Raw genomic sequence first — 14,731 nt, 5'->3', positions numbered from 1 at the left:
ACTCTTCAGGATGTCTCGTAGCGGCGCCCTGAGTTGGCGGACACAGACGAGCGCAATACGGTGCCGGGAACGCCAAGTCCGGGCGCACCGATGGCACGGAAGATCAACACCCCACGTCGACGGCCGAGTGTGTCTACCCGGTTGGGCAGGTCGGGCGGGACTGCGGGCCCGATGCGAATGCGAATACGCCCATCGGGGTCCGTTGCGGCACTGAGGTCGTGGACTCCGGCGCCGGGCAGCGCTTCGAGCCAGTGGCTGTACGCGTGCAACGACCAATAGCCGGCCAGCCCGGAGGGCGCGAGAGCCTCCAGCCATTCGCCTTCGCCGAGTTCGTAGTATCCGAAGAAATACTCGGTATCGGCATCGCCGCGAGCAGCCTCGGCAATGCTCGGGTGGGGAGGTGCGAAGCGATTGGGCGTCGTACTGATCAGTCGCGCCCATTCGATGTACTGGCGGACGGTGCGAAGCGTTCGTTGTGCGGCCTGTTCCAGAGCGCCGGCGGAACCCCCCGCCTGGAGTCCGTGATCGGAGTGCCCTGCGCCACCCGTGAGGGTCAGGCTGACCGGCCGACCCTCAGGACTGCGATGCAGAGTGCGCACCAGCAGGACTCGGCAATCGGGTTGGATCGGCAGGCGTCCGTTGCCCTGAGCGCCCGCCACCAGATCGAGCGCGAAGCACCCGTCCGGACCCAGTTGTGCGGGTTCGAAGCTCGCCTGGCCCGCCGCCAGGAGCGCTCCGCCCACGCCGATCGAATAGAGGCCAACCGCCACCCGCTCCGAGTCGTGCAAGCGGCCTTCCAATCGGTAGCGCCGCGCCGGATCAATAGGGGCACTGCACAGTAGATAATCGGGATTGGGCCCGCCCATGGTGGGCACCGACCGCGTCAGACCCCCGGCGGTCAGTTGGTGGCGGAGAAAGTTGTCAGTGAGACTACTGGTCACAACGCGGGCCAGGCAGCCTTCACTCTCGACACCGGTGACCGAATCGGGTGCGGCGGTAGACAACTCGGATCGAGCCGTCGCTACGGCAGCATCGAGTGCCATCCACCCTGCCTGGCCGTCAGACATTCGAGCGATCCGTTCCCAGTCCGACCTGCTCACGTGGAATACCGAATCGACACATATACCTGCCGAACTGCTCCGCCACCATGTCACCGTCTAGACCGAAATCCTCCAGGGCATAGGGATTGGAGCCACGTGAGCCCTTCGGATTTCTCGAGTACCAGTCGGCCACTGCCTCGCGTACCGCCGGTGGAGAATCGAGATCGAGTGCGCTATGCACCTCCGCCATCACTGTGATTGGGTCGTCGACCAAACGGTAGTAGTCGACATGCGTCGCCCGCGTGCCATCAGGAGAATCGCTGAACGTCATGATCCGGTCGACGTGACGCTGGATGAAGTCGAGCATTTGTCGGCCGACAAGATGTGGGTCGACCGGAGAGTTCGAACGGGACTCACGGAGTTTGAGGGTCATCTTCGAGATGGAAGCCAGAATTTGTACCGGATCCCGATGGGTGATCACGAAGCGCGCGTCCGGATAGACCTCGAGGATTGCATCCGTCGCGATGACATGGTTCGGATGTTTAAGGGCCCAGCGGGGCCGCGGGGTGCGCCATTGCAGGAGCTGCAATTGCCTCTTGTGCACGCGGTATGCCGGGGTGAGATCCGTTGACATCAGGTAATCGAAGTACTCCGGCACGTTCATGAGATTGTGAAAACCGGCCGACGAGTAGCTCTGTTCGAGGAAGGCGTGACATTCCTCGGGCCCGTCGGCATCCGAGAGGTGCATTGCATCGAACCCCGCAATTCGGTGTGTCTTGCGTCGTTCGGCTTCGGCCGCCTTGCGGCGACGTACGGACCCCGGATCAGCACCGGGGGGCGGTGAGGGCTCGCTGACCTCCCAGGTACGGATGAGGCGGAACCTCTCGTCCCGGTCGAACAGATACTGGAAGAACGTTGTACCCGAACGGGGCAGGCCGCACAGGAACACCGGATCCGCGATGACTTCATCGGCGATCTCGGGATGCTTGCCCAGCCATTTGAGACCCTCCAGCCGGTCGGCCGTCCTGGCCACCAGCGAGCTACCGACAGAGGCCTCGGACCCGAACGTCAGGTCGGCGGTCGCGTTGATTGCCGCCACCAGGTGATCGAGATTGGGGCTCAGCAAATCGGCCTCGGGGTCCGAAATCCCAACGCGCGTTTCCGCTTCGGTTGTGATGGCACCGGCATCCAGCATCTACATTCCCCTCGTTAGCCAATTGAGAACTCGAATTGTGAACTACACGAACGTTATTGACAGACAGAAGCGAAGGCGGAAAATGATTGCGCAGCCAGCGGGCGAGTGACGCTCCGGTTACGTAAGCCTGTCACGAGTGATGAATGCCACCATATTGCGGTAATAGTGGAATTGCAATAGCAAAACTTAGATACGCAGTTCGGAAACGGAATGACCCGACACAGCACTCGAGAAGAATCGACTGTTTGCCGAGCATCGATGACGACCTGCAGGACTCCTAGGTCACCTCCGACATCGGCGACTGTACTTTTCACGACGGCCACGTCCTTGTCGAGAAAATGGCTGACAGCGCTGGTGAACGCCGAGACCGACCCTCTCGCAGCAATATTCCCCATGACATGACAGGCAGCGGATCCATAGGGTAACGCTTTCAGCAGTGTCGCTTCGTTGATACCGAGCTGCCGTCCGAGGTCGGCCGCTTCGGCGAGCAACCCGATCTGCGCCGCGAACAATGCATTGTTGACCAGCTTCACACGCTGCCCTGCGCCCACCGGGCCAACATGGAGCACCGGATCGCCATAGCTCCGCAAAACTGGACTGACTCGCGCTACTGCGTCATCGGCCCCTCCCACAAACAGGGTTAATCGACCGTCCGCAATATCGTGCGGTCCGCCACAGACCGCAGCATCGAGCACATCGATGCCAAGGAACTCGACCCTGGCGGCGATGACCTCGACCGTATATGGACTACCCCGTGGTGTGTACGACCAAGGCGGATCCCCGCGGCATCCCGTTGAGAAGTGTGCCGCAATTGCAACAGCAAAAGATCCGAGGGCATCGGGGTGAGTTACTCACTCGAGAGGCAGCGCTCGTGCTCCTCCCCCACGGATCCGCCGCAGCAGAATCTTCGTGGACGCACTTTCGTTGGGTGCGGCCGGTGAACTCATCGCGGGTTCGACGATTCAACGCCCGTCGAGAGCGCCTGACGGTTCGGGCCTGGTAACGAATCGCGCGAAGCAATCAGCCGTTGTATCGCACCCCCGCGATGGCGCCGCCGTCGACGAGCAAGTCCGTGCCGCTAATGAAACTCGCGGTGGGGCCGAGCAGAAATGCGACTGCGTCAGCGATATCGTCGGGCGTACCGACGCGTCGTGTGGCAGACCCGGCAACCATGGCACGCATCCCTGCTCCACTGTCACCGGCGAGTTCCGCCTGCCCCATCGGGGTCGAGATGACACCGGGGCTGATCGAATTGATGCGTGCACCCCGCGCACCCCAGGACGCACTCGCTGCCTGCACGCGGAAGTGGTTGCCGCGCTTGGCCAGGCTGTAACTGCGCCCGGGATCAGCATCGGCATCGACAAACGGAAGGTCGAGCAGATCACCCGATGATGTCGTCGCCAGTGCCCGCTCCTGCTCCGCATCAAGTGGCGCGGCAAAGTATCCGGCCATACTCGATATGACTACGCCCGCTCCACCCGAGGCGATGACACGCCCGAATTCCTCCAGCACCAACGCAACACCCAGTAGGTCGACGTTCAAGACGGCTGATGTCGATGCATGAACCGGCGACACACCCGCAGTGTGGACAACATCGGTGACCGCTCCGAGATCGGCTGCGACGTTGGCGAGTGCAGCCACCGATGGACCGGACGAGACGTCGACTTGCCGAGTAACCACGTTGTGACCCTCGCCGGTCAATTGCGCTGCAACAGATTTCAATACAGCCTCGTTGAAGTCAGCGAGCAGCACGGTCTTTCCGGCTCCCTGCCGGCGAGCGATTGCTTGCCCCATCCCACCAACACCGATTACTACCAACACATTCGAACCCACGACAGCCTCCTTTTGATTAGGACTATTCAGTTACTACGTGATCCACAACTCTTCAGGCAACTGTGATCCAATTCCATACAGTTCGATGCCGTGCACGTTCTTTCCCGTGACCACCGACGTTGCCGCTCGCACGTACCAGAGTCCGGGTGTCAGAGCGACGATCCGTTTCTGCACGATCTCGTACGCCTCCTTACGCTCGTCCACCGATTCGGCTATGCGACCGGCGTAGAGTGCGTCGTTGAGTTCCGGGTCGTTGATACCTGTGAGATTGCGCTGCGAACTGCCGTGAAAGTTGGACCACAGCTCTGCGTCCGGATCCTGAATCATCGCCCCTGTGGCAATCATGTCGTAGTCGTGCGAGCCGTAAATAGCCAGGCCTGCAGCAAAGTCGACGACGTCAACCTTGACATCGACATTGTCGAAGGCGCTGAGTTGGGCCTGCAATCCTTCCGCCCCAGCCTTGTTCTCCACTGTCGAAAAAGATGTGTAGGTGAAGGACACCGGCTTACCCTCCGCGGCCAGCTCGTCGAACAGTTTCTGTGCTTGTTCCTTGTCTGTCTTCTTCAGCGGGATATCCGCGTGGAACGGTGATGTCTCCGGGAACAGCGTCTCTGGAACCTGCCCTTTGCCGTCGTTGACGGCGAGATCCAAGGCATCGAGATCCGTTGCCAGTGCGACCGCTCGGCGCGCACGCTCGTCGTTGAACGGGGCTCGCCGGAAATTCATTGCCATGTATTGACCGCCGCCCGTCGGCGCCGTCGTGACGGGGAATCCGGCAGCTCTTGCCATCGCCAGGTTTCGCCAACTGATTTCCGAGGTCAAGTCGGCACCACCGGTCATTACCGTGTTGGTTCGCTGGCTGCTGTCGTTCGCTGTGCGGAGAACAATGTTGTCCAAGTATGGTTTTGGAGAATCCCAGTAAGTGGGGTTCTTCGCAAATTCCATTCTGTCCTGACGCGACCACGCTGTCAGAATGAATGGACCGGCACCGATCGGGGCCGTATCGAACGCAGTCTGCCCCCTCTGAAGTGCTGTCGGGGACGCAATCCAGTTCATCGCGTTTGTCATCAACGTCTGCGCAAAGTGCGGGTTAGGCGCATCCATCCGCACAGTCAAGGTCGTGGAATCGGCGACCTCCGTCGCATTGACCTGGGCCGCCATGGCGAGCGAACTCGATCCCAACGCAGGATCTGCCAACCGATCCCAGTTGAACTTCACGGCCGCGGCATCGAGTGGTGTTCCGTCCGAAAACTGTAAGCCCGGACGGAGTTTCAGAGTGAACGTGCTTCCACCGTCGGTGGTGGTGAAGTCCTCGGCCAGCTTGTACTCGATGTCGAAAGACTCGACATCGTTGGTCATCAGGGTCCCGTACAACGCATTCCCCATGAATGCGTGATTCGCCCAGTTGTTCGTCAGCCCTGCCGGGTCGAGAGTCCGCGGCTCATTGACCTGGATAACACGTGCGTCGCCGCCCGGCACAGGCTCTCCAACGGTGGATAACTCCCCCTGGCTGTCGGCACCGGAGCTGCTACAAGCGGTCAGCACGAGTGCCGTCGAACAGGCAGCGGCGAGTGCCGCGGTCAGGAAGCGGGTGCGTCGAATCATCATCGACCTCTCTGGTGTAGTCAGAGCAAGGGAAACTTATCGGGCCGCAGTCGAGCGCGTCCAGGGCGCCACGGGCGTGGAGAGACCACGATCCGGCGACGTCATGTCGACCCGCAATCGCGTCAACTCCATACGCTTGATCTGCCATCGGCCGTCGATATCGAGCTCATACTCTTCGTGATAATGTCCCCAGCCTTTGAGCGACAGCCCGCGGTGAACATCTTCGACCCAGTCGTACATGGCCCAGATGCCCGTCGCCGTTCCGTCGCAACTCACAACAATTTCGGGAGTGTGCCCCTGGTGCACAGTGATTGCCGACGCCAGGCTGCGTGATATGTACTCGACGAAATCGTCAGCGCCGACGATTGTCGGTGTTCGGTAGCTTCCCGCGGGGCTGATGACCGACGACGGACTGTCGGCAGGTGATGTCTGCAACAATTGCCGGACGCTCTCATGCGATTGCTCGTCGACGAAAAACTGCAGGTTGTCGGCAAATAGCGAACGAAAATCGTCCCATTGCTTTGTGTCCAGGGTGCGAAAGTAGCGCGCCTTCAGGCTCATCAACTCGAGGATGTCTTCGGATGCAGTAATGGCTGTGCCTTTCCTTGTGCACTTGCTCGCGGTCGATTTCCGCAAAGCTCTAACGCAGAAGGGAACCTGGCCGCACCAAGCCGCGCGGACGAACCACGCCGAGTTCGAGATGCGTGATCACTCCCGGTGGCGCATCGCAGACATCGGGGATGGCGTTGGCGCCGATGTATCCGGTCCACGGCAGAGCGCCGTTGTCATCTTGGTCGTTGTTGATGCCACCTCGGGAAATGTTCAGTTCCAGTCCCGGATCGCCCTCGATGACCACGCGGTACCCGGTGTCGTCCCCGCAATCCCACCGAGGCTCGATGGCATCACCCATGATCCAGAAACCGTGGAAGGTGATCAGTGGCGCACCGTCGGCCCACGCGGTCCATTCGTAATGCTGCCCGGCTACTGTTCCAGCCTCGACGAGACCCCCCGGGTAGGCGATGTCCGCTGTGGCGGTGGCCAATTCCAGTGTTGTTGTGATGTCGGTGATCGTCGCGCCGAGGGTGTGGGCGATCATTTCCATCGACTGTGCGTAGATGTGATGGGTGTCTGCCGAACGACTCGGGTTGGCAAGAACATCGTCGGGTGCGCGCCCGAACCCCATGGCTGGGATGTAATTGGATGGGTACGCGAGAAAGTTGACGGTCTCGTACACATGAATGCGGTCGATCCGGCTCATCAGACGAATCAAGGTCAGCGGCAACAGATCACTCATGTAGCCCGGATGCAGACCGGACCCGTGAAATGAGGTGCCACCTTCTTGGCCGGCTGCCTCGATCGTGTCGAGGTACTCACGGGTGCGCTCAGTCCGGAAGAATGGGCCCAGAGGGGTGACCACGTTCTTGCCGGACCGCAGCAATCGACAGACCATCTCGAGGTCCGGGAGCGTCCCCTGTGGCGAAAAATGCACACAGTCTGCGTCCAGAGCGACAATGGCATTGACGTCGTCCGTTGCGATCACACCGGTGTCGGGCAGACCTGCGAGCTCACCGGCATCCTTGCCGACTTTGTTGGGGTTGGTGACCAATACACCGACCAGCTCGAACGCCGAGTTCTCGACGAAATGGCGAATCGACTGGCGGCCGACCTTTCCTGTGGCCCATTGGATCACGCGGTAGGTAGGCGCTGCCTGCGAGGTCGTCATCGGGCTCCTATGCGTGTCGGGTCACTCAACGTAGCACGACACAAGAGCACCCCTCTTGAAAATGAGAATGACACTCCGCTGTCGATCACGTCGGGGGTCACTATCTCTTGGTGCGATCGCCCAGTACTCGAATTCTCCCGCGTCACGCCGTTCGACCAGAGCGCGCACCATGCGACATCCCAACGATCACGGAAAGATCAGTAGCGCAACCTATCCGGATGACCCGACGGTAAAGGGCCACGCCTCTGAAGGATTATTGCGGCGGACGTAGTTCACCGAGCTGCCCTGTCATGGCTGCCAGACCCACTCCGAGAAGCCCGATGGCCATGAATCCGCAGATCAATGCAAGTACGCCGACGATCAGGAACTGAGCGACCAACCCGCGCGAACGCGTCGTGCCGAGCGGCCCCAACTCACCCCGACAGAATCCTTGTGCCGGAGCCGAATACTCGACTGCCCGAGCCGTTCCGGGAGGAATGATCGCAGCGCAGCGTCCGATCGTTGATTTCAGCGATCTCAGCCTGCGTTCATTGACATACACGTCGATCGACAGTGGCTCCGCATCCGAAAATGCCACTCTGTGTGCACCCCACGGCAGTGCTTCGGCCCTGCCGTTGATCGTGACAATCGGATGATACGAGGCGCCCCACAACATCGCGAGCTTCGCCCGCTTCAGCACGATCAGAACGGTCCCCGGATCCGATCCGACGCTGGAATACGACTCGATCTCACTCACGTCGGCATTCCATCCTGTAGTCCAGCCATCTATCGGCCCAATGTACCGGCGCCACGACCGTCATCGAAATCGCACAGCACCCGCTTGTCTGCACCATCAAGCACCACTAGGGCGCGACCGACGATCTGAGTACGACCGGCGACAATGGGGGCTGAAGAACGTCCTCCATTGCGTCGAGCGGCACAGGTTCGTCAACGAGAGTTGCCCACGGATATTTCTCACTCGTTGCGGCGAGGAACGCAACTGCCTGACCGAGATGCCGCGGTTCGTAATTGTGCACACCAGTGATGGTCAGCCACCGACGAACAACATCCTCCGGGTCCACTGCAACGGCAGGGCCTGGGCTCACTGATCCGGCGAGTACAAGACGACCTCCGAGGTCGAGGCGTTGCAGGGCGGCGTTCACTGCAGCCGGGGCACCGGAGAAGTCAATTGCGATGTCGGCAAGTAATCGGTCATCATCGTCGGAAGCACCGAACTGATGAGATTGACTTTGCCGCAACGGATTCGGATCGACCATCTGCACTACGGCACCGGCCTCGGTTGCAGCAGCGGCAGCCGTGACACCAAGCATCCCAGCCCCGTAGATCAGCACTCGTTTGTCAGTGAGATCCCCCGCCGCTTCGAGCGCTGCCATCACGGTCGCGGTTGCACACGCTGCCGGTGCGGCCACCGCGTCGGGCAATGAATCGGGAACCAGCGAGATCGCGGTCCCCCTCGGCAGAACGATATGTGCGGCGTACGACCCACTCAATGTCCATGGCCCTAGCGCTGATTCGTGCCCAACCTTGCGCACGTTCACGCATTTGGCAGTGAAACCCTTGGCGCAGCGTGGGCAGCGGTGGCACGGGACCGTCACCGACCACACAACTCGGTCACCGACAGCGAGTGGGCGCACGCACTCCCCCACCACCTCAGGGTTTGCCCGACCTCCGATGGCGACCACTCGCCCGACGGCTTCGTGCCCGAGGATCGACGGACACGGCGCGTCGCGGCGTCCGGACACGGTGTGCAGGTCGCTGCCACAGACCGTGGCGAGGCTGACACGAACGAGGACCTCCCCCGGACCCAGTTCGGGAATCTTCATTTCCCGGATGTCGACGCCATCGCGTGTCCATACGGCTGCCCGCGTCAAACGAGGAGCGATCTGATCCATCCGGAAATCCTTTCCACGATGTAGACGATGACAAAAATGACGATGACGATCGCACCGGCGATCTGGAAGTTCAGAGTGCGAATCGACTCGAACAGCAGAAATCCGACGCCGCCGGCGCCAACGATGCCCAAGACGGTTGACGTGCGGATGTTGACGTCGAGTAGATACAGACTGGATCCGACGATCGAAGGAATAGATTGTGGCAGAACAGCACTGAAGATTCGATTCCACCAACCGCCACCCACCGAGGTAACTGCGTCGAGCGGCCCCGGGTCGATCTCCTCGACAGCGTCGGCAACAAGTTTGCCCAGAAATCCCACCGAGCCGATCGCCAGGGCGCACGTACCCGCCACCGGGCCAAGCCCGACGGCCGCAACGAATACGACGGCGAGAATGAGTTCAGGTACGGCACGCACCACGACGATCCACGCCCTCGCGAGCCAATAAAGCACAGGATGCGGCGTCGCATTGGCAGCAGCGAGGATTCCGACCGGGATCGAAAGTCCGACGCCGATAGCCGTGGATACGACGCCGATCGCAACAGTCTGGACGGTGGCGTCGAGCAGTTCGGCACCGAGCGAGGAGAAATCGGGCGGCACCATGCGCCCGAAGACCTCCACGGAAGGCCCAACCCACGTCAACAGCGCTCTGGGGTCGATCTCGAGTACGACAAACGAGGCGATGCAGGACGCGATCAGCAACGTCGAAGCACCGATACGCATCGCTCGATCGCGGCGGGGTCCACCGATCGACGGGACGAGCAGCGTGCGCCGTACGGCGATCGCCACCAATTCCATCGCGGCGATGATGGCCAGAATGACGAGCACGATCCCCAGGGCGCGCGGGTAGATCAGTCCCCGCAACGCATCTTGTAGCGCAAACCCGATTCCGCCGGCACCGACAAATCCGAGAACCACCGACATGCGCAGGTTGATGTCGATGCGGTAGACGAACGCGCCGATCCAAGCGGGAACAACCTGGGGTACAACAGCATTGATCATTTCACGCAGGTATCCGGCGCCGGTGGCTCGGATCGCTTCCCGCGGTCCGCTGTCGGTTTGCTCGATGGCATCGGCAAACAACTTGCCGAGCATGCCGATCGAATGCAGCGCCAGCGCAAGAATCCCGGGGAGGACACCGATCCCCAGTGCTCGGACGAACAGCACTGCGAACAGTAGGTCGGGCATGGCCCGACAGAACGTGATGACGGCCCGCGCGACGCTGTACACCCACGGATGCGGAGTCGTATTGCGCGCAGCGAGGAAAGCCAAGGGAATGGAAGCGATCGCGGCCAGGACAGTACCAAGCACGGCCATCAGCAGCGTGTCGAAGGCGAGCGAGACGATACGCCCGGTGTCGTCCACGCGCGGCGGGAGCATGCGTCCGAGTAGGCGCTGAACATCTTCGAGGCCGTCGATCAGTGTCGCGGGAGCGAAGTTGATGTACTGCGCCGACAGAAGCGTCGCAACCACTGCAGCCACACTCAACGCGGGTAGTAGCCAACGTCTATTTCGCGTAACTGTCTGCGGGGAATCAGTTTTCGGTGGTGGTTGACCGAGCGTGGTGGTCACGTCGATCCCACCACCGACAGCGCGTCACGCTCGGGTGCGAGGCGTTGATAGATCGGCATGACATCCTCGCGTAACAGCCCGCTCGCCGGACGATCGAGAACTACTTCTCCATCGCGAAGGCCGACGAGCCGGTGTGCCCAGCCCAGCGCGAGGTCGACCTGATGGAGCGTGCACACGACGGTCAGCTGTTCCTCGGTGCACACCCGCTGCAGCAGATCCATGACAACACCGGCGTTCTCCGGGTCGAGCGAGGCCACCGGTTCGTCGGCGAGCACGATGCTCGGCCGCTGCATCAGGGTGCGCGCGATGGCCACGCGCTGTTGCTGTCCGCCGGAGAGGGTATCGGCGCGGCGCTCGGCCAGATCTGCGAGTCCAACCCGGTCGAGGCAGTTGAGAGCCTCGATGCGCATCGACTTCGGATACGTCAGCGTCCCGTAGCGCGGGATGCGCAGTCGTCCGAGACCTCCGACGAGAACATTCTCGAGACAGCTGAGGCGTCCGACGAGATTGAAATGCTGGAAGATGAATCCGATGTTCTTGCGCAGTTCCCGCACGTCACGCGCCGGAGCTGAGTCGATGCGGGTGCCCAGCGCGGTAACGCTGCCAGAGGTGATCGGATGGAGTCCGTTGATGCAGCGCAGCAGCGTGGACTTGCCGGAGCCCGAAAGACCGAGCAGCACGAGCATTTCACTGCGGTGCACGTCGAGGTTGACGTTCTGGAGTGCGGTGGTGGAACCGAAGGTCTTCGTGACGTCGCGTGCGCTGATGACTATGTCGTTCGGGGGTGTCGGCATGATCAGCCTTGGCACTTCTGCGAACCGGTGACCTCGCATACGTGGCGGACGCCGTCGTAATCGCTGTCCTGTGCCGGTACGACGCCCCAGGCGCGCTCGTCGGTGATGCGGCATTCGTCGGAGCAGATGCCATCAGCCTGGAAGGCCTTGGCGTTCATGCCTTCACTGAAGACCGCCTTCAGCTTCGCGATCGCGTCGGCACCGAGTTCGTCGTTGGCAGCGAACAACGATCCTGCGATCATCTCCGACTTCCAGACAGTCTTGAGCTCACCTGGCTTCAGCTCACCGTTGTCGATCATGGTCTTGTCGACCATCGTGTCGAATGCAAAACCGGCGTCGCAGTCCCCGCTCTTGACTGCGAGCGCCGACGCGTCATGTCCGCCTGCGTAGATGGGGGTGACTGCGGCGGAGATGTCTGCTTCCGAACCGGAGGCGATGACACCTTCTTCGATGAGTCCGGCCGTGGGGTAAAGAAATCCGGATGTCGAACTGGGATCGACGAAGCAGACCTTTTTCCCTGCATAGTCGGTGAGACTATTGACGGACTTGTTGTCCGAGCGGGTGATTGCGTAGGACTGGTATCCGGGAGGAGTTCCTTCGTTCTTCACGACAGCACCGAGGGGCGTCATCTGTGCGCCGTTGATACCGGCGACGACATAGGCGAAGGGTCCGAAGAACGCGAGGTCGACGTTGCCGGCGATGAGACCTTCGACCACGCCCGCGTAATCGGATGCCTGGACGAATTCGACTTTCGCCCCCGTCTCGCGTTCCAGTCGTTCGATCACCGGGTCGTAACTGGATTTGAGGTCGGTGGAGTTTTCAGCCGGAATTGCGGCCAGTGTCAGGGTTTTCGGGAATCCCTGTTCAGTTGTGATTTCAGCACCTGAGCTGGAACAACCGGCAGCGACAAGTGCGGCGGTGGAAAGAAGGGCCGCAGCAATGCTGGCGCGGCGAAGAGTGCGGATACTCATGTCGTGGTCCGTTCGGTCGAGTGAAAGCAGGGAAGATAAGGCATCAGTCGAGTTCAGGGCTGAGCGAACTCAGGGCTAGCGAATTCAGCGAAGTACGAGGCTCGGGAGATCGGTGATGCTGTCGAGGATGTGGGTCGCGCCGGCATCGATCAGAACCTCGCTCCGGTGGGCGCCGGTGCGGACGCCGGCGACGACGGACGCACCTGCGCGTCGACCCGATCGGATATCGCTCGCGGTGTCACCGACCACGGCGACAGCCGCCATGTCACTGACTCTGCACTGCAGTGCAGCAGCAAGCACGAGATCCGGATGCGGACGCCCTCGGAACGAATCCCCCGGCGCCAGATAAGCATCAGCGACCGTGCCCCACTCCAAAGCGTCCAGAATTCGATGCTGCGTGGCCGGTGAAAAGCCGGTCGTCAACACCACTGCAACGCCGGCCTCCCGGAGTTGTGTGATGGCGTCGGCAGCCCCGGGCACTGAGGTCACGCCGCCGTCGATGCGCGCGTCGTACGCCGCTTCGAAAGCGTGATTGGCGGCTTGGGCGCGGTCTTCTGCGCCGAAGAGTGCTCGAAAGACTTCGATTTTGGACTGGCCCATCGTTTCGAGGACGTAGCGGCGAGCGTCGTCGCGGTCTGCGCCGGACTCGGCGAGACCCACCGCAGTGGCCGCGGCGTCAAAGGCGTCGATGACGAGACCATCGTCGGCGACGGTGGTGCCGGCCATGTCCATGACAACCAGTTCAATGGCAGGTCCAACTAGGGCAGTTTCGCTAAGCGCTTGTGTCGCGGTCGAATTCGTCATGACCCATACGATGCATGTTGGTATAGACCAAGGCGAATCCGTTGCGTGAACTGACAATGAACTAACAGTGACATCTTGGTCTAGACCAAGAAATGGTAGTGTCTGACGCATGGTGGTCGACGCAGAACCTCGGATGCTCAAGCATCAGATCGTGCGCAAGAATCTCGACGCGCTTCTCGACGACCTGTCACCAGGAGACTCATTTCCCTCCGAACGAGATCTCGCCGAGAGATACGACGTGTCTCGGGAAACCCTGCGTCAAGCGATGCGGGAATTGCTCGTTGCCGGCCGCATCGAACGCCGCGGTCGAACAACCGTTGTCGCAGACCCTAAAGTCGTTCTGCCACTTGCTATCGGCTCCTACACCGAAGCCGCGCGCAACAAGGGCATGACCGCTACCCGAATTCTGGTCGGATGGTCCGTCGACGGCGCTGACGACAATCTCGCGGATCTCCTGCACATTGAAACGGGTGACGCGGTCGTACAACTCGAGCGAGTGTTCACGACCGACAACGTCCGAGTCGGACTGGAAACAACCCGCATCGCCGCCCACAGAATCCCCGGCCTCATGGAGACCTTCGACTACAGAGATTCTCTCTACGCCGAACTACGCGCACGCGGAATACAATTCGATCGCGTCGTCGACAGCATTGAGACCGTACTGCCCGACGCCCGAGAAGTATCACTGCTCAACGTCGACCCGCGGACCCCGATGTTCCTCCTCAACCGAGTGTCCTACGACATCGACGGTGTTCCAATCGAACAGAGACGATCCCTCTACCGCGGTGACCGCATGACCTTCACTGCAGTCATGCACGCGTAAACACACGCGCAATCAATCGTCGCCGACTAAAGTTCTGGTCATGGAGCGAAGCAGCGACGCTGCTCAAACCCGCAGTGGCGGTAACCGCCGCTCGCGGTTTGACGTGTTCGTCGAACATGCAGAGTTGCGAGTCAGTCAGGCACCGTTCTTCTTCCTGTGTGTCGCCATCGTGGTGGCCTGGTTTATCAGCTTGCCGTGGTGGACGGATCTCAAGACCTGGCAGGTTGCCATTCATACAGTCGCGAGTGTTTTCACACTGCTGTTGGTAGTGCTGCTCGAGAATGCCGGCCGCCGCGCGAGCGAAGCGTCGCAAGAAAAGCTCAACGTCATCGCCGAGGCACTGGCAGCAATGCTGGATTCATCCGCATTCGATGATCCCGAGCTCCGAACTGCTGCCAAACGACTCAGGGAGGCTGTTGGACTCGAAGAACGCCACTGAAATGTGACGGTCCATTTCGCCCGAACCGTCGCGACGAGTCC

14 protein-coding genes and 1 pseudogene are annotated in these 14,731 nt (G+C 61.0%); 2 read left to right on the top strand and 13 right to left on the bottom strand.

Annotation, left to right across the window (positions count from 1 at the left end; genetic code table 11):
- Window positions 1-5: 5 nt before the first annotated feature.
- From KYT97_RS02985 to KYT97_RS02925, 13 genes and pseudogenes are all read right to left on the bottom strand, one after another.
- Window positions 6-1,067: a hypothetical protein gene (locus KYT97_RS02985; protein WP_219111734.1), complete on the bottom strand. Its 1,062-nt coding sequence runs from the start codon at window positions 1,065-1,067 to the stop codon at window positions 6-8.
- Window positions 1,060-2,235: a sulfotransferase family protein gene (locus KYT97_RS02980; protein ID WP_219111733.1), complete on the bottom strand. Its 1,176-nt coding sequence runs from the start codon at window positions 2,233-2,235 to the stop codon at window positions 1,060-1,062. Before KYT97_RS02980 ends, KYT97_RS02985 begins: the two co-directional genes overlap by 8 nt.
- 242 nt (window positions 2,236-2,477) lie before the next feature.
- Window positions 2,478-3,051: pseudogene (locus KYT97_RS02975) on the bottom strand (NAD(P)-dependent oxidoreductase); the annotation flags it as partial.
- 204 nt (window positions 3,052-3,255) lie between these two features.
- Window positions 3,256-4,068, bottom strand: a complete 813-nt coding sequence (locus tag KYT97_RS02970) for an SDR family oxidoreductase (protein WP_219111732.1) — start codon at window positions 4,066-4,068, stop codon at window positions 3,256-3,258.
- Window positions 4,069-4,101: 33 nt separating this feature from the next.
- A complete protein-coding gene (locus KYT97_RS02965; protein WP_342393905.1) occupies window positions 4,102-5,676 on the bottom strand; it encodes an ABC transporter substrate-binding protein in 1,575 nt (524 codons plus the stop codon).
- A gap of 33 nt (window positions 5,677-5,709) precedes the next feature.
- Window positions 5,710-6,309 (bottom strand): nuclear transport factor 2 family protein, encoded by a 600-nt coding sequence (locus KYT97_RS02960; protein WP_280639071.1) that lies wholly within the window; start codon window positions 6,307-6,309, stop codon window positions 5,710-5,712.
- Between the two features lie 4 nt (window positions 6,310-6,313).
- Window positions 6,314-7,396 (bottom strand): NAD(P)H-dependent amine dehydrogenase family protein, encoded by a 1,083-nt coding sequence (locus KYT97_RS02955; RefSeq protein WP_219111730.1) that lies wholly within the window; start codon window positions 7,394-7,396, stop codon window positions 6,314-6,316.
- A 253-nt stretch (window positions 7,397-7,649) separates the two neighbouring features.
- The gene (locus tag KYT97_RS02950) at window positions 7,650-8,132 is read right to left on the bottom strand and encodes a hypothetical protein (protein WP_219111729.1); all 483 of its coding nucleotides are present in this window, start codon (window positions 8,130-8,132) and stop codon (window positions 7,650-7,652) included.
- 106 nt (window positions 8,133-8,238) lie between these two features.
- Window positions 8,239-9,288, bottom strand: coding sequence for a zinc-binding dehydrogenase (locus tag KYT97_RS02945; RefSeq protein ID WP_219111728.1), 1,050 nt, complete (start codon window positions 9,286-9,288; stop codon window positions 8,239-8,241).
- Window positions 9,264-10,859, bottom strand: coding sequence for a phosphonate ABC transporter, permease protein PhnE (gene phnE, locus KYT97_RS02940; protein WP_219111727.1), 1,596 nt, complete (start codon window positions 10,857-10,859; stop codon window positions 9,264-9,266). Before phnE ends, KYT97_RS02945 begins: the two co-directional genes overlap by 25 nt.
- Window positions 10,856-11,653 (bottom strand): phosphonate ABC transporter ATP-binding protein, encoded by a 798-nt coding sequence (gene phnC / locus KYT97_RS02935; RefSeq protein WP_095886218.1) that lies wholly within the window; start codon window positions 11,651-11,653, stop codon window positions 10,856-10,858. Before phnC ends, phnE begins: the two co-directional genes overlap by 4 nt.
- 2 nt (window positions 11,654-11,655) lie before the next feature.
- Window positions 11,656-12,624, bottom strand: coding sequence for a phosphate/phosphite/phosphonate ABC transporter substrate-binding protein (locus KYT97_RS02930; RefSeq protein ID WP_219111726.1), 969 nt, complete (start codon window positions 12,622-12,624; stop codon window positions 11,656-11,658).
- 84 nt (window positions 12,625-12,708) lie between these two features.
- Window positions 12,709-13,428, bottom strand: coding sequence for a phosphonatase-like hydrolase (locus KYT97_RS02925; RefSeq protein WP_219111725.1), 720 nt, complete (start codon window positions 13,426-13,428; stop codon window positions 12,709-12,711).
- Between the two features lie 109 nt (window positions 13,429-13,537).
- On the opposite strand from KYT97_RS02925, the gene KYT97_RS02920 reads away from it, so the two are divergent.
- Entirely contained in the window at window positions 13,538-14,251 is a 714-nt protein-coding gene (locus KYT97_RS02920) for a GntR family transcriptional regulator (RefSeq protein ID WP_219111724.1), read from the top strand.
- Between the two features lie 40 nt (window positions 14,252-14,291).
- On the top strand, window positions 14,292-14,690 hold the full coding sequence (locus KYT97_RS02915; RefSeq protein ID WP_033236203.1) for a low affinity iron permease family protein: 399 nt from the start codon (window positions 14,292-14,294) through the stop codon (window positions 14,688-14,690).
- The last annotated feature ends 41 nt before the right edge of the window (window positions 14,691-14,731 follow it).

The sequence above is a fragment of the Rhodococcus globerulus genome (assembly GCF_019334125.1).
Taxonomy (GTDB): Bacteria; Actinomycetota; Actinomycetes; order Mycobacteriales; family Mycobacteriaceae; genus Rhodococcus_F; species Rhodococcus_F globerula.
Note: the sequence above shows the minus strand (reverse complement) of the source record. Positions and strands in the feature narration are given on the sequence as shown.

Excerpts from the sequence above, each read along its gene's own strand:
- KYT97_RS02920 (WP_219111724.1), top strand. The coding sequence starts at position 13,538 with ATGGTGGTCGACGCAGAACCTCGGATGCTCAAGCATCAGATCGTGCGC.
- KYT97_RS02965 (WP_342393905.1), bottom strand. The coding sequence starts at position 5,676 with ATGATGATTCGACGCACCCGCTTCCTGACCGCGGCACTCGCCGCTGCC.
- KYT97_RS02930 (WP_219111726.1), bottom strand. The coding sequence starts at position 12,624 with ATGAGTATCCGCACTCTTCGCCGCGCCAGCATTGCTGCGGCCCTTCTT.
- KYT97_RS02955 (WP_219111730.1), bottom strand. The coding sequence starts at position 7,396 with ATGACGACCTCGCAGGCAGCGCCTACCTACCGCGTGATCCAATGGGCC.
- KYT97_RS02915 (WP_033236203.1), top strand. The coding sequence starts at position 14,292 with ATGGAGCGAAGCAGCGACGCTGCTCAAACCCGCAGTGGCGGTAACCGC.
- KYT97_RS02980 (WP_219111733.1), bottom strand. The coding sequence starts at position 2,235 with ATGCTGGATGCCGGTGCCATCACAACCGAAGCGGAAACGCGCGTTGGG.
- phnC (WP_095886218.1), bottom strand. The coding sequence starts at position 11,653 with ATGCCGACACCCCCGAACGACATAGTCATCAGCGCACGCGACGTCACG.
- KYT97_RS02945 (WP_219111728.1), bottom strand. The coding sequence starts at position 9,288 with ATGGATCAGATCGCTCCTCGTTTGACGCGGGCAGCCGTATGGACACGC.
- KYT97_RS02925 (WP_219111725.1), bottom strand. The coding sequence starts at position 13,428 with ATGACGAATTCGACCGCGACACAAGCGCTTAGCGAAACTGCCCTAGTT.
- KYT97_RS02985 (WP_219111734.1), bottom strand. The coding sequence starts at position 1,067 with ATGTCTGACGGCCAGGCAGGGTGGATGGCACTCGATGCTGCCGTAGCG.